Below are 15,206 nucleotides of genomic sequence, written 5' to 3'. Positions count from 1 at the left end.
TTAGTTTCGGTGGTCTTCATAAATAAGTCCTAAATGTGTAAATACATTTCAGGACAAGACACGCTATCAAAATTAAAAAGCCTGCAAATGCAGGCTTTTATGTGTTTGTTCTAGCTTGTATTAGCTTATCGACGAAGCGCGTCTATGCGCGCATCAAGTGGTGGGTGTGACGAAAATAATTCCGCCATACCTTTACCGCTAGCAATACCGAAGGCCATCATTGAGCCTTCTAATTGCGATGGGTGATTTTGCTTTAAACGTTCAAGCGCAGAACGCATTTTGTCTGCTCCAACCAAGTGTGCTGCGCCGTTATCGGCTGCAAATTCACGTTTACGGCTGTAGTGTGCAACAATTACGCTGGCTAATACACCAAATAGCACTTGGAATAGCATATCAAATAAGAAGTATGTCCAGCTATTACCGCCCTCTTCTTCATCACTGTTAATAAAGTTATCAACAATACCAGCCAACACTTTAGCAGCAAAAATAACAAAGGTATTCACTACGCCCTGAATCAGCGTAAGGGTTACCATGTCGCCATTAGCAATATGAGACACCTCATGGGCTAACACTGCTTCGGCTTGGTCTTGCGTCATGTTGTGCATTAGACCTGTGCTAACTGCCACCAAAGAATTATTTTTACTCGGACCTGTAGCAAAGGCGTTCATTTCTGGGCTGTCGTAAATGGCGACTTCAGGCATTTTAATACCGGCCTTTTGCGCTTGCTGTGCTACGGTGTTTAATAACCAGTGTTCTGTTTCGTTGCGAGGCTGCTCAATAACCTTTGCCCCTGTTGATTTTTTTGCCATCCATTTCGACATATACAACGAAATAAACGATCCGCCAAAACCAAATATTGTTGCAATTAGTAAAATACCACCAAGGCTTCGATGGCTCAGGCCCAGCGCACTCATTATTATTGAAAGCACAACACCTAATACCAACATCACCGCGAGGTTAGTTAATAAAAATAAAAATACACGTTTCATACTTGTTCTCCAAAAATAACAACTATTGCTGAGCGATAAAGCAAATGCTGATCGGGCATAGCAAAACTGCGTTATGACAGATTATGTCATAACGTCAGCGCTATTCTGTGACAAACTATGTCACAACACAAGGGTTATTTATGGATTTATTGATAATTTTTCAAGGAGGGTTTTATAAATTTGTAACTTAGGTGTTTGCTCAGTATAGGGGCTTATTGCAAGCAGTGGCATGGGTAAGCGCGCCTTCAGTGAATCAAGATTTGCTTGGTATTCATCCATTTCGCTATCAACTTGATTGGCTATCCAGCCAATGCAATTTACCCCCACACTCTGCATATGCGCAGCGGTTAACAACGCGTGATTAATGCAGCCTAGTTTCATACCCACAACCAATATTACTGGGAGTTGCTCTGCACTTACCCAATCATATAAATATTGGTTATCATTAATTGGTAATGCCCAGCCACCAGCACCTTCTGTTAGTAGGTAGTCAGCGCCTTGGCTTTTAATTTTTTGATAAGCCGCTGAGAGCTTTTCAACACTTAAGGTTACCCCTGCTTTTTGTGCAGCAATATGTGGCGCAATGGCTGGCGCAAACGAGAATGGATTAATCACATCGTATTTTGCACTAACAGTGGCGCTTTCCATGAGCATTAGGGCATCGGCATTAACCAGTTGGTCGAACGCTATTTCACAGCCAGAGGCTATGGGTTTAAAACCAATAGCACGTTTTTTATGTTGGGCGAGTAACTTTAATAGCAAACTGGTTACATGGGTTTTACCGGCGTCAGTGTCAGTGCCCGTGATAAAAAATTCGTTCATTACCTTGCCTTTATATTTTTGCTTTTTCTAATGATAACAAGACCACATGGTAAGATACATGGGCTTGGTTGTTTATTAGCGGATACGCGGCACACACTTTTTGTAAAGCCGATTTAGTTAATAAACCCGTACGTTGGGTTGAATGGTTTTGTGATGTCGCGCCAATGGCTTTGATTGAGTGAATTGCGCTTAAAGGATTCGAAAATTGGTCGGTATAAATCACTTTTGTAGCACTGTTGAGTTTAAAGCCTGCATTTATGACCGATTGGTTTATATTGCTATGAGTTTGAAAACGATTTATTCGGCTATGTGAATCAAGCACTGAAAACGCGGTTTTTATCTCATCCAGAGAGCCTTCAACCACAGCGCTAATATACGCCCGGCCACCTGGTTTTAACGCTTTATATAGTGAGTGCATTAACGTTTCAAAATTAGCTGACCATTGCACAGCAAAATTACTAAACACTGCATCAATGCTGTTTGCTTGTAGCGGTAAATTATCCATATCGGCGCAAATTCGCGGAGCAACCACATTACTACTTTTGAGCATTGTATGGCTTAAATCTATCGCTAATACATGACGATATAACCCCTTTAAAGCATGGGTATTAACCAAAGGGCCTGCCCCTAAATCAACACAGTAGCCTTGTTGAGCGCTGTCAGGTATCGCCATTAATTTAAACAGGTCATTAGCTGCTTGTTTTTGTACATTTGCATGCGCTGCATAACTGTTTGCAGCTGTTGAAAACTTGCGTTGTGTTGCGTGTTTTGCACTATTATTAGCTAAACACTTTACTTGTGCATAACTTGGTTTATCAGCAATAACGGCGTGTGGGCTTATCATGCAATGGCCTTTTGTAAACACGTTATAAGTGTATTAATGTCTTGCTGTGTATGTGCAGCGGTTAACGTAACGCGTAAACGCGAGGTATTATGCTGCACGGTCGGTGGGCGTATAGCACTTAACCAGATACCTTGTTGTTTAAGGTGTTCACATGCTGCTAATGTTTGCTGGGCACACCCTAAAACTATGGGTTGAATTGCGGTATTTGACTCCATAAGCGCAATACTGTGCTCACTGGCTAAACGTTTAAATAACGTAATATTTGCCTTTAATGCCGCTCGTTTTTCATTTGCATCACGTAGTGTTTTGATTCGCGCTAAAGTATGCGATGCATTAAAGGGCGACATAGCTGTTGAATACGTGTAATCACGGTTAAATTGCACCATGTAATCGATAAACGCATCTGTGCCTAATACACACGCACCACTGCTAGCAACCGCCTTACCAAAAGTGATCACCAAAATATCAGGGAGATCTCCCGCTGCAATCAAGGGTTCACAACTACCAAGGCCCGTGTCACCTAATGCACCAAACCCATGCGCATCATCAATCATCAGCCACGCACTGTGTTGTTTTGCTAAACTGAGTAATTCCTGCAATGGCGCTTGATCGCCATCCATCGAAAAGACCCCTTCGCTGATAATTAATTTATGCTTTGCGTTGGATTTTTCAAGCCGAGAGCGTAAGTGATTCAAGTCGTTATGATTAAAGCGCACCAACGCGGCGTTTGCATGCAAAGCACCATCAATTAAGCTGGCATGATTTAACTTATCTTGAAAAACAGCGCTGTGTTGCGCAATGGCTTTATCTTGAAACAACGCTTTAATTACGCTGCTATTTGCACTAAAGCCCGAGTTAAACAGCATTGCATTTTCATAACCAAATTGAGCACATAAATATTGCTCTAACTGCTGCTGGGCTTGTTGGTAGCCTGTTACTAACGCTGAACTATGGCTCCCCAACGTGCGCGATGTATCAAACGCGATGACCTCATCGGCAACCCCCAAGTAATCATTACTCGCAAAGTTGAGGTAGCGTTTATTGTCTACCTCAATTTCCCGTGCGCTGATTGGGTTAACAATATGGCGTTTGCGCTTTAGCGCGCTTTGCTCGCGCGCATTCAAATGGTCGTTTATATAGTCGAATAACATAATTGAACGCTGCGTTATGCAGGGTAAAACAATTCAGAGGTCGCCTTATCAGCCACTTTAGATGATAACGATGCGGCAACGGCTTCATCTGAATAGTCTTGGTGTTTTTCTGGGTTCATGCCTAATTTTTTAATCAGGTTCATATCCGCATCTGCTTCTGGGTTTTCGGTTGTAAGTAATTTATCACCGTAGAATATAGAGTTAGCACCGGCAAAAAAGCACATTGATTGCATTTGTTCGTTCATTGCATTACGACCTGCTGATAAGCGTACGTAACTTTTAGGCATCATAATACGCGCTGTTGCTATGGTGCGTATAAAATCAAAGTGGTCTAAATCATCCACATTTTCAAGTGGCGTGCCTTTTACTTTAACCAACATATTGATTGGTACACTTTCGGGTTGCTGTGGCAAGTTTGCAAGCCCCATGAGTAAACCAAACCTGTCTGATGCTTCTTCACCCATGCCCACAATACCACCAGAGCATACTTTCATGCCGGCATCACGCACATTGCCAATGGTGTCTAGGCGGTCTTGATACGTGCGTGTTGAAATAATTTGCTCATAATACTCAGGCGATGTATCAAGGTTATGGTTGTAGTAATCAAGCCCAGCGTCACGCAATGCGTGTGCTTTATCGTTATCTAACATACCAAGTGTCATGCATGTTTCTAGGCCAAGTTCTTTTACTTCTTTTACCATTTGTGAAATATAGGGCATATCACGATCTTTTGGATCTGACCATGCAGCGCCCATACAAAAACGGGTTGCGCCTTTTTCTTTGGCTGCGCGTGCTTGTTCAACCACTTTTTCGACTTCGAGTAAACGTTCACGCTCTAAGTCTGTTTTGTAATGGCCTGATTGCGGGCAGTATTTACAATCTTCTGGGCATGCACCGGTTTTAATAGATAGTAACGTAGAAATTTGCACTTCGTTGGGATTAAAATTTTCACGGTGAACAGAGGCGGCTTTGAATAGTAAATCGTTGAATGGCATTTCAAATAATGCTTTTACTTCTTTGTGTGTCCAATCGTGACGAACGGCTGCAAACTCCATAACTCTCTCTTTTTATTTTTTAAATGACGGTGGATATTGGTTTAGTCTAAGACTTGGCGTAACATTGTCAACGAAACGCAATAGATTAAAGTTTACTAATGATTAAAAAACACACAATCGACCTTGATTTTGATCGTCAACACATTTGGCACCCTTACACATCAATGACACAGCCGCTTGAGGTCTACCCTGTTACGCATACGCAAGGTAATAAAATTTACTTAGCAACAGGTGAATGTTTAATTGATGGCATGGCCTCTTGGTGGAGTGCTATTCATGGTTACGGGCACCCTGCTTTGAAAGCAGCTATGCATCAACAAATAGACACTATGAGCCACGTTATGTTCGGCGGAATTACCCACCAGCCTGCAATTGAACTGTGCAAAAAGCTCGTTGCTATTACCCCTGAGAGCTTACAAAAAGTATTTTTAGCGGACAGCGGGTCGGTTTCTGTTGAAGTGGCAATAAAAATGGCGCTGCAATATTGGTTAAGCCAAGGTATCACTACTAAGCAAAAACTCATGACACCATTAAAAGGCTATCATGGTGATACATTTGCTGCCATGAGTGTTTGCGACCCCGTTAATTCAATGCATTCCTTGTACAGTGGTTTTTTACCTGAACATGTTTTTGTTCCTGCCCCTGTTAGTCAATTTGGTGAACTGTTTGACGACAATGAAGCCGAACAACTTGAACACTATTTTAAGCTACACCATCAACAGGTTGCCGCCTTTATCATTGAACCAATTGTACAAAATGCAGGGGGAATGAACTTTTACCACCCTGATTACCTAAAAGCGGTTAGACGGCTATGTGATGAGTATAATGTTTTACTGATTTGCGATGAAATAGCCACAGGCTTTGGCAGAACAGGTAAAATGTTTGGTGTTGAACACAGTGATATTGAGCCCGACATCATGTGTATAGGTAAAGCACTCACCGGCGGTACAATGACACTATCGGCCACGCTAACCACAGACAAAATTGCAATTGGTATAAGTGAAGGTGAAGCGGGAGTGCTAATGCATGGTCCTACATTTATGGGCAACCCGCTAGCTTGCGCTGTGGCATGTGCCAGTATTGATGTGTTATTGCAGCAAAATTGGTCGGTGCAAATTACACAACTCAATAACGCCTTAGCATCATTAAATAAATGTGCAGAGCTTGAACAGGTAAAAAATGTAAGAACACTGGGTGCTATCGGTGTTGTGGAGCTGGCTTGTGAAGTTGATGTTGCAAAAATTCAAGCGTACTTCATCAGCCAAAACGTATGGATACGCCCATTTGGCAAGTTAATTTATTTAATGCCACCGTACATAAGCACGGCTGAGGATATCAAGATACTTAGTGACGCTATTTACAATGCGATTGCTAATAATCAATACTAAAAAGCACTGCTTACATGTTTTACCATTCAAACATGTAAGCCATTTTACTGATCATCTTTAACGGCACTTTATGACTATTACGTTTAGCATATAAGTGTTGCATTGATTTATCTTTGACTTCACCGACAATCACTTCTTTAACTTGATAGCCAAGTGCTATAGCGGCTTGACTATAAGCAATAAATTCCCACTTTTTAATATTAGTGTTATCAACTATTACCAAGGGAATTGATTGTGATAAAGCATTAATAAAGCGAGCTAGATTTAAATTATGAAACTGCGATAACTTAAATTTATCAAACTTATATTCACCTTGCTCATCATAAAAATAGTCATCTGTTGAGCAAATCAAGTATTGGCTTTGATCACCTGTGACGAGCTCGTCAGCAAGCGTTTGTGCGTAGTATGACTTACCTGAGCCTGGCAGGCCGCGTAAAATAAAGACTTGTTTCATGGAACCTATAATTGTTAGTTAATTAGTTAAAGATACAAAATTAGAAATCTATAATGCCATAAAACGAGGATTAATCGCACACTAAAGGCAGATTTATTTAATTCAGTGTTTAATATTCAATCGCTTTATAAATAAAAGTCTCAATTGTACAAAAAAAGCATAAAGAAATTGCAAAGAGTTGCATGCACATGTTTTTTTATTTTCCGTTCAAAGGTAAGATACGGGGTTCAAGTGCAACAACGCACACATTTATTAATGTAGGCAACTTATATCATTGGAGTGAAGATGAGCCACTTAGCGATTTCAGAGCTATTAAAAGGCAAGGTTGCGGTAGACAGCCAAGTAACAGTAAAAGGCTGGATCCGTACTCGCCGCGATTCAAAAGCAGGAATTTCATTTTTAGCCGTTCATGACGGCTCATGTTTTGACGCAATTCAAGCGGTAGTGCCTAATTCACTAACCAATTACGAAGAAGTAACGCGGTTAACAGCTAGCTGCTCTGTATCAGTAACAGGTGTTTTGGTTAAATCTGAAGGCAAAGGCCAGTCATTCGAAATCCAAGCGAATAAGGTTGTAGTATTAGGCTGGGTAGAAAACCCAGACTCGTACCCTATGGCAGCTAAGCGTCACAGTATTGAATACTTACGCGAACATGCACACCTTCGCCCTCGTACAAACATTATCGGCGCAGTAACACGTGTTCGTAACTGCTTAGCACAAGCGATTCATCGTTTTTACCACGAGCAGGGTTATTACTGGATCAGCACCCCTATCATCACTGCAAGTGACTGTGAAGGTGCAGGTGAAATGTTCCGCGTGTCTACGTTAGATATGCAAAACTTACCACGCACAGATAAAGGCGATGTTGATTACAGTGAAGACTTCTTCGGTAAAGAAGCGTTTCTTACTGTATCAGGTCAATTAAATGGTGAGACATACGCCTCGGCTATGTCAAAAATTTACACCTTTGGCCCGACTTTCCGTGCTGAGAACTCAAATACTTCTCGCCATCTTGCTGAGTTCTGGATGGTTGAACCGGAAGTTGCGTTTGCAGATCTTGAAGACATCGCAAAATTGGCTGAAAGCATGCTTAAGTATGTATTTAAAGCCGTGCTTGAAGAGCGCCGTGATGACATGGAATTTTTTGCACAACGTGTAGAGAAAACAGCTATTTCACGCTTAGAAGAGTTTGTAGAGAAAGACTTTGCTCAAGTTGATTACACTGACGCTGTTGAAATACTAAAAGCCTGTGGCAAAAAGTTTGAATACGCCGTTGAATGGGGTGTAGATTTACAGTCTGAGCATGAGCGTTACCTTGCAGAAGAACACTTTAAAGCGCCAGTAGTTATTAAAAACTACCCACGTGATATTAAAGCGTTTTACATGCGCCAAAATGAAGACGGCAAAACCGTTGCTGCAATGGACGTAGTTGCACCAGGTATTGGTGAGATCATTGGTGGTTCACAACGTGAAGAACGCCTTGACGTACTTGATGCACGTTTAGAAGAAATGGGCTTGAACAAAGAAGACTACAGCTGGTACCGCGACCTACGTAAGTATGGTTCAGTACCACACTCTGGTTTTGGTTTAGGTTTTGAACGCTTAGTAGCTTACGTAACTGGTATGGCTAATGTACGTGATGTTATTGCCTTCCCACGTACAAAAGGCAGTGCTACATACTAATTAATTAGTATGATTAATATAAAAACCAACCCTAGGGTTGGTTTTTTTGTTCCTATTTATTGTTCTAGTGAGTTTGAACTACACTTATCTAAAATACTCTACAATACGAATTATATGTTTAAACAGCTGATATTATTTATAGTTTTATCCTTTACGCCTTACATATACGCTCAAGAAAAGCCCAGTTTAGAGACGTTACTCGTCGCAGGCTCTACGTCTGTAACTCAAATGCTGGAGCTTATTCAACAAGATTTTAATGAGCAAAACAAATCGATTATGCAACTGCGTGGCATGGGAAGTGATAAAGGCATCACTGCTATCGCACAAAACCTTGTAGATATAGGCGCGTCATCACGCTATATGACAAAGCTCGAACAAGAGAAATGGCCTCACCTTAAACAAATTGTACTTGCGCAAGATGCATTGGTATTTTTTACAAACTCCGACAATAAGCTATCTAACCTTTCTGTTGATCAACTTAGAGGTATCTATTCTGGTCAAATTGATGAGTGGTCACAGCTGGCAACCTTTGAGAAAAAGAAATCAAAGAAGAACAACAAAATCGATTTATTCAGTAAAGGAGTTCAACACGGTACGTTTGATGTGTTTTTAGAGTATTTGTCTCTTGACTATATGAAGTTGCCACAAGCTGACTCTATAAAACTTAAAAAAGCAGGAAACAGAGGGCTATTTTCAAAAAATAATGTGCTTTTATACAATGAGTTCAATCAAGCACTCGGAATTGTACAACGTATATCGTCCGCTATTGCTTATGAATCTTTTGGAGCTATTTCACAATTTTCAGAGTTAAAAAGAATAGATAAAATTAGCATTTTATCTATTGATGGTGTCCAACCTAGTTTTGAAACCATTAAAAGTGGTGAGTACAGCTTTGTAAGGCCGCTGGTAATTATTATTAACACTCAGTCAGATAAATCAATGAAGAAGGGCGAACAACTACTGCGTTTTCTCAATAGTGATGCTGTTAAGAAGAAACTATCTAAATTGCACTATGTGATGGTGAACTAAGCATCTAGAGGGAGTTTGGATATGGCATAAAAAAAAGCTGCGAACCAAAGGAACAACAGCTTTTAACAACCAGAATCGTTTATGATTTACAGTGCTGTTTCTAGCTCTGGTAGTACATCAAATAAATCTGCAACTAACCCATAGTCTGCAACTTGGAAAATCGGTGCGTCAGGGTCTTTGTTTATAGCAACTATCACTTTAGAATCTTTCATTCCTGCTAAGTGCTGTATCGCACCGCTAATACCCACCGCAATGTATAAGTTTGGCGCAACAATTTTACCCGTCTGCCCTACTTGCATATCATTAGGGACGAAACCGGCATCAACTGCAGCACGTGAAGCACCAATGGCTGCCCCGAGCTTATCGGCAATGCCATTTAACAGAGCAAAATTTTCACCATTTTGCATACCACGACCACCAGATATAACTACATCAGCCGCAGTTAGTTCAGGGCGTTCAGATTCTGTTTGTTCAACACTAACAAAGCTACTTAATTGATTTTCTAATCTTGCATCAATAGTTGTTGTAGGTGCAGCAGCTTGCTCATTTTGTAAATCAAAGCTACTAGCGCGAACAGTAATCACTTTTTTAGTGTCTAGTGATTTTACTGTCGCAATTGCGTTACCCGCGTAGATTGGACGCTTAAAGGTATCTGCATCAACAACATCGATTATTTCAGAAATTTGCGCCACATCTAATAACGCTGCCACACGAGGCATAAAGTTTTTACCTGTGGTGGTTGCACTGGCTACAATGTGAGAATAATCAGATGCCAAAGATAAAACTAAATCAGCCGTGTTCTCGGCTAGTTGATGTGTGTAAGCAGCATTATCAGCAACAAGTACATTGCTAACCCCCTCAATTAGGGCAACCTCATTTGCCATAGCACTAATGTCAGCACCTTGAACAAGTACATCAACAGCAAAGCCTAATTTAACCGCAGCATTAATAGTTTTAGATGTTTCTGGCTTTAGTTGGCCATTATCATGATCTGCTATTACTAATGTTTTCATTTAAATCACCTTCGCTTCTGTTTTTAGTTTTTCAACTAATTGGGCAACATCTTCAACAATAATACCACCAGTACGTTTTGCTGGTTCATTGACTGACACAAGCTGTAAACGCGGTGCTAAATCAACGCCTAAGCTATCTGCTGCAATAACCTCAAGTGGCTTACGTTTAGCTTTCATAATGTTAGGTAAAGAAGCGTAACGAGGTTCATTCAAGCGTAAATCAGTTGTTACAATCGCTGGTAGTTTTAATTCAACTGTTTGCAAGCCGCCATCTACTTCACGCGTAACTTTTACAGTACCGCCTTCCACATCGACCTTTGATGCAAAAGTACCTTGACCGCGATTTGTTAACGCAGCAAGCATTTGGCCAGTTTGATTGTTATCTGAGTCAATTGACTGTTTACCTAAAATAACGAGATCTGGTGATTCTTGCTCAACTATTTTTGCGAGAAGTTTAGCAACATGAAGTGACTCAAGCTTTTCATCTGTTTCAATGTGTATTGCTTTGTCAGCACCTAATGCTAATGCTGTGCGCAACTGCTCTTGTGATGCTTTAGCGCCAATAGTAACAGCAACTACCTCTGTTGCGGTTCCAGCTTCTTTTAAACGAATGGCTTCTTCAATCGCAATTTCACAAAATGGGTTCATTGCCATTTTTACATTGGTAAGATCAACGTCACTGTTATCTGATTTAACGCGTGCTTTTACGTTGTAATCGATGACTCTTTTTATTGGAACGAGAACTTTCATAGGAACTCCCTGATTATTTAAACCTACAAGCTAACGTGTACGTCAACCTATTTATTTTATGAATTCAGACTACTTCCTGTTGACGTAAACGTCAACCTAAAATAACCTTAAACTATTCACAGCCTGTAACGTTTCATTTGCAAGTATGAAATCCCCTTTGTAAAAGGTGCAGGTCCGTCACACACAAGAGGTTATTATGGTCGAACGCGAAACCATGGAATTTGATGTAGTCATTGTTGGGGCTGGTCCTGCGGGACTATCAACTGCAATTAGATTAGCGCAGCAAGCACAACAAAAAGAACAAGAATGCATGATCTGTGTTGTTGAAAAAGGCTCTGAGGTGGGCGCTCATATATTGTCGGGCGCTATATTTGAAACAACCGCATTAGACGAATTACTCCCTAATTGGCAAGAATTAGGTGCTCCCGTGGCAACTAAAGTAACTAATGATGAAATTTATTGGTTCAACAATGAATCAAAAGCAACAGCAATTCCTCATTTTGCAACGCCTAAAACATTTCATAACGATGGTAACTATATTGTTTCTATGGCTAACGTATGTCGTTGGTTGGCAGAACAAGCTGAAAACCTTGGGGTCGAAATATTTCCAGGCTTTAGTGCGCACTCATTAATAATTGAAGATGACACTGTAAAAGGTATCATTACCGGTGACATGGGCCTTGATAAAGAAGGCAATGAGAAAGATGGTTACATGCCAGGAATGGAACTACGTGCCAAGTACACTGTATTTGCAGAAGGCTGCCGAGGGCATTTAGGTAAACAGCTTATAAATCAATTTGCACTCGATAAGGATGCATCACCACAGCACTATGGGTTGGGTTTTAAAGAAATTTGGCAGATAGACCCAAGTAAACACAAAGAAGGTACCGTTGTACATGGCACAGGTTGGCCACTAGCCGGTGACACCAATGGCGGTGCATTTATGTATCACGCTGAGAATAATCAAGTTGTGGTTGGTTTAATTGTTGATTTAAATTACTCAAATCCACATTTAAGCCCATTTGATGAATTTCAACGCATGAAGCACCACCCTATTTTCAAAGATGTGCTTGATGGTGGCGAAAGGATTGCTTATGGTGCCCGTGCTATAGCAAAAGGTGGTTTACACTCTTTACCTAAAATGCATTTTCCAGGTGGTCTACTCGTCGGTTGTGATGCAGGCACATTAAACTTTGCAAAAATTAAAGGTAATCATACTGCAATGAAGTCAGGCATGATTGCCGCGGATATTATTTTAGACGCCATTACGAGTGATCAAGCGAATACAGACTTAACACAATACACCGATGCTTTTAAGCAAAGCTGGGCATATAAAGAGTTGCATCAATCACGTAATTTTGGTCCTGTTATGCATAAGTTAGGTAAATTTATTGGTGGTGCATACAACACAATTGACCAAAATATATTTGCAGGGGCGTTACCGTTTACGTTTAAAGATAATATACCAGACCACGATACTTTAGTGGATAAAAACGCAGCAGATAAAATTAACTACCCTAAACCTGATAGTAAATTGAGTTTTGACAAGTTATCGTCGGTATTTTTATCGAACACAAATCACGAAGAGTCACAGCCTTGTCACTTACAGTTAAAAAATAGCGCAATTCCAATCGATGTGAATCTTGTTAAATTTGACGAGCCTGCACAACGATACTGCCCTGCTGGCGTATATGAAGTACAGCAGATAGAAGGTAAAGATGAATTTGTTATCAATTCACAAAATTGTGTTCACTGTAAAACCTGCGACATTAAAGACCCCAGCCAGAACATAACATGGGTGACACCTGAAGGTGCTGGTGGACCAAACTACCCAAATATGTAAGAACCTTAACAAATCCTAAATTGCAGGGGGCTTCGGCCCCTTTTTTGCGCTATGCTGAATAATACCGTCAGTAAAATTAAGGGTTTATTTATGTCTTCAGATAATGTGGTGTTTCGTTTTTTAGCAGAGCCGACTGATGTTAACTTTGGTGGTAAAGTGCATGGTGGCATTGTTATGAAGTGGATTGATCAAGCAGGCTATGCATGTGCAGCCGGCTGGAGTGGTCATTATTGCGTTACTGTATCTGTTGCAGGGGTTAAATTTAGGCGACCAATATTGGTTGGTCAAATAGTTGAAGTAAAAGCTCAAATAGCGCACACAGGAAAAACCAGCATGCAAATTTTTATACAAGTGCGCTGCGGTGATCCAAAGACACAGAACTTGGTTGAAACTAATCACTGTATCATCAGCTTTATTGCGATGGATGAAACGGGTTACCCTGTGCAAGTGCCAACCTATACAGCGGTGACTAATGATGAGAAACAGCTTGAAAACTATGCAATTAAGATGAAACAAATTGCAATAGAAACGGAGACCTTGCTACATAAAACAGCCCCGTAACTATTTAGGCGCTCTGTAAAAGTTACAACTGATTTGCAAAAATGGCCTTTATGAAACTGAATAGGTGACTGAAAATAAAGCAAAACATGGCTTTTTAATATATTAAATAGCCAAATAGAACATTAATTGCTCGATAAAACTTTGGCACAATGACTGCACCTATATAAATGGAAAATAACAAAGAGTTATTTATTTTTTATTTTGTAAAGGAGCTATTAAATGATTAAATCACTTTCAATTTCTGCTGTTGCACTAGCGCTATTTGGTTTTAATAATACGGCCCAGGCAGAAGTAACTGATATGGATATGCCGAGCATATATACAGGTATCGGCTATGGACAATATTCTTTTGAGTTTGAAGACTCAGAAAACGATACAGATTTCGATGACGACTCACAAATGCTTAAAGGTTATGTGGGTGCTCAGTTTAACAAATACATTAGTGTTGAATTAGCTTACCAGAATTTTGATGAAGTAAGTGACATCGATAGTTATGCTGAAGTTGATGGCGTATCTCTTGCCGCTCGTCTTTCAGCTCCATTAACAGAAAGCTTTTCTATCTACGCTAAAGGTGGTTGGCTTGAGTGGGATGCTGAAGTAACAACAGACATTCCAGCGGTTGGTAGTGTCTCAGCAGACCAAGATGGTGGTGACGTATTTTACGGTGCAGGTATTGAATATGCGTTTACTCAGAATGTTCAGATGCGCTTAGAATACGAACGTTATAAATTAGAAGACGATATTGACCCAGATATGGACGTTGCTTCAGTATCTGTGCAGTACATGTTTTAATTAGACCGAATGGTTTAATTTAAAAAGGCAGCCTCGGCTGCCTTTTTTTGTATTTAACAGTTAGAATAGCGCAAAATAAACAACAAGATTGGTTTTATGAGCGACTATCAGTTAACCGCCGTAGGTCATATTGAATCTCCATATAAACAAAAGTTTGCAATTCCTCGCCAACCTAGATTAGTACCACAAGCTAAAGCTAAACTTGTATTTTGTGCTGATTTCAATCGTGAAGAGTTTGTTCGCGGGCTTGATGAGTTTAGCCATATTTGGCTCTTATTCCGTTTTCATGAAACTGCTGATAAAGGTTACTCAGCGATGGTTAGGCCACCTCGTTTAGGTGGTAATGATCGTAAAGGCGTATTTGCAACACGTGCCACTTTTAGGCCTAACGCCATTGGTATGAGTGCTGTTAAGCTCGAAGGTATTGAATATCAAAATGGGCAGTTGAGTCTATTATTATCAGGGATTGATTTACTCGATGGCACTCCTATCTTAGATATTAAACCGTATCTGCCTTATTCTGATGCCATGCATGATGCCAGTGCCGGCTTTGCTGATGTGCGGCCGCACACTCAAATGAGTGTTGAATTTAGCGAAACAGCTGAGCAGTTTATTAAGGCTCAAAACCAGCACCCTGAGCTGAAAGACTTTATAGCTAATGTTTTAAAACAAGATCCTCGCCCTGCCTATAAGAAACAAAAGGACGGTGAGCAAAGTTATGGCATGACTTTATATAACTTTAATATTCGTTGGCAAGTCAATGGTGATCATAACTATGTAAGCCATATAGAAAAACTGTAGAAAACTAAACTTAGCGCTTTAGTGTAAAAGC

The 15,206-nt window shown here is 40.4% G+C and carries 15 protein-coding genes; 7 read left to right on the top strand and 8 right to left on the bottom strand.

Translation table 11 applies throughout. The annotated features are described in order from the left end of the window. Window positions 1-125 precede the first annotated feature (125 nt). The 5 genes from htpX to bioB form a co-directional block, all read right to left on the bottom strand. Window positions 126-989 (bottom strand): protease HtpX, encoded by an 864-nt coding sequence (gene htpX, locus ACFI4Z_RS17545; RefSeq protein WP_462671673.1) that lies wholly within the window; start codon window positions 987-989, stop codon window positions 126-128. 138 nt (window positions 990-1,127) lie between these two features. Next, complete coding sequence (gene bioD / locus ACFI4Z_RS17540; RefSeq protein ID WP_462671672.1) at window positions 1,128-1,811, bottom strand: dethiobiotin synthase; 684 nt, start codon at window positions 1,809-1,811, stop codon at window positions 1,128-1,130. Between the two features lie 10 nt (window positions 1,812-1,821). Then, window positions 1,822-2,655 (bottom strand): methyltransferase domain-containing protein, encoded by an 834-nt coding sequence (locus tag ACFI4Z_RS17535; RefSeq protein ID WP_462671671.1) that lies wholly within the window; start codon window positions 2,653-2,655, stop codon window positions 1,822-1,824. Beyond that, window positions 2,652-3,806 carry an 8-amino-7-oxononanoate synthase gene (locus tag ACFI4Z_RS17530; RefSeq protein ID WP_462671670.1) on the bottom strand — a complete coding sequence of 385 codons (1,155 nt, stop codon included), beginning with the start codon at window positions 3,804-3,806 and terminating at the stop codon, window positions 2,652-2,654. Before ACFI4Z_RS17530 ends, ACFI4Z_RS17535 begins: the two co-directional genes overlap by 4 nt. Window positions 3,807-3,820: 14 nt before the next feature. Further along, window positions 3,821-4,861 carry a biotin synthase BioB gene (bioB, locus tag ACFI4Z_RS17525; protein ID WP_099293674.1) on the bottom strand — a complete coding sequence of 347 codons (1,041 nt, stop codon included), beginning with the start codon at window positions 4,859-4,861 and terminating at the stop codon, window positions 3,821-3,823. 98 nt (window positions 4,862-4,959) lie between these two features. Between bioB and bioA the strand changes: the two genes are divergently transcribed. After that, a complete protein-coding gene (bioA, locus tag ACFI4Z_RS17520) occupies window positions 4,960-6,249 on the top strand; it encodes an adenosylmethionine--8-amino-7-oxononanoate transaminase (RefSeq protein ID WP_462671669.1) in 1,290 nt (429 codons plus the stop codon). A 19-nt stretch (window positions 6,250-6,268) separates the two neighbouring features. On the opposite strand, the gene ACFI4Z_RS17515 is transcribed toward bioA, so the two are convergent. Continuing rightward, window positions 6,269-6,703: an AAA family ATPase gene (locus ACFI4Z_RS17515; protein WP_135475325.1), complete on the bottom strand. Its 435-nt coding sequence runs from the start codon at window positions 6,701-6,703 to the stop codon at window positions 6,269-6,271. Window positions 6,704-6,988: 285 nt separating this feature from the next. Here ACFI4Z_RS17515 and asnS point away from each other — a divergent pair, with 285 nt between their 5' ends. Both asnS and ACFI4Z_RS17505 read left to right on the top strand, forming a co-directional pair. After that, window positions 6,989-8,386 (top strand): asparagine--tRNA ligase, encoded by a 1,398-nt coding sequence (gene asnS, locus ACFI4Z_RS17510; RefSeq protein ID WP_462671668.1) that lies wholly within the window; start codon window positions 6,989-6,991, stop codon window positions 8,384-8,386. 114 nt (window positions 8,387-8,500) lie between these two features. Then, on the top strand, window positions 8,501-9,415 hold the full coding sequence (locus ACFI4Z_RS17505) for a PstS family phosphate ABC transporter substrate-binding protein (protein ID WP_462671667.1): 915 nt from the start codon (window positions 8,501-8,503) through the stop codon (window positions 9,413-9,415). Window positions 9,416-9,501: 86 nt separating this feature from the next. On the opposite strand, the gene ACFI4Z_RS17500 is transcribed toward ACFI4Z_RS17505, so the two are convergent. Beyond that, on the bottom strand, window positions 9,502-10,428 hold the full coding sequence (locus ACFI4Z_RS17500; RefSeq protein ID WP_462671666.1) for an electron transfer flavoprotein subunit alpha/FixB family protein: 927 nt from the start codon (window positions 10,426-10,428) through the stop codon (window positions 9,502-9,504). Beyond that, complete coding sequence (locus tag ACFI4Z_RS17495) at window positions 10,429-11,178, bottom strand: electron transfer flavoprotein subunit beta/FixA family protein (protein WP_462671665.1); 750 nt, start codon at window positions 11,176-11,178, stop codon at window positions 10,429-10,431. 196 nt (window positions 11,179-11,374) lie between these two features. On the opposite strand from ACFI4Z_RS17495, the gene ACFI4Z_RS17490 reads away from it, so the two are divergent. From ACFI4Z_RS17490 to tsaA, 4 genes are all read left to right on the top strand, one after another. Next, window positions 11,375-13,021: an electron transfer flavoprotein-ubiquinone oxidoreductase gene (locus ACFI4Z_RS17490; RefSeq protein WP_462671664.1), complete on the top strand. Its 1,647-nt coding sequence runs from the start codon at window positions 11,375-11,377 to the stop codon at window positions 13,019-13,021. Window positions 13,022-13,111: 90 nt separating this feature from the next. Continuing rightward, on the top strand, window positions 13,112-13,582 hold the full coding sequence (locus tag ACFI4Z_RS17485; RefSeq protein WP_394190841.1) for an acyl-CoA thioesterase: 471 nt from the start codon (window positions 13,112-13,114) through the stop codon (window positions 13,580-13,582). Window positions 13,583-13,801: 219 nt separating this feature from the next. Continuing rightward, complete coding sequence (locus ACFI4Z_RS17480) at window positions 13,802-14,374, top strand: outer membrane beta-barrel protein (RefSeq protein ID WP_462671663.1); 573 nt, start codon at window positions 13,802-13,804, stop codon at window positions 14,372-14,374. 96 nt (window positions 14,375-14,470) lie between these two features. Further along, the gene (gene tsaA, locus ACFI4Z_RS17475; RefSeq protein WP_462671662.1) at window positions 14,471-15,175 is read left to right on the top strand and encodes a tRNA (N6-threonylcarbamoyladenosine(37)-N6)-methyltransferase TrmO; all 705 of its coding nucleotides are present in this window, start codon (window positions 14,471-14,473) and stop codon (window positions 15,173-15,175) included. Window positions 15,176-15,206: the final 31 nt, after the last annotated feature.

It is taken from the genome of Pseudoalteromonas sp. RWi3, assembly GCF_054960735.1.
This window is presented reverse-complemented; position numbering and strand designations above follow the sequence as displayed.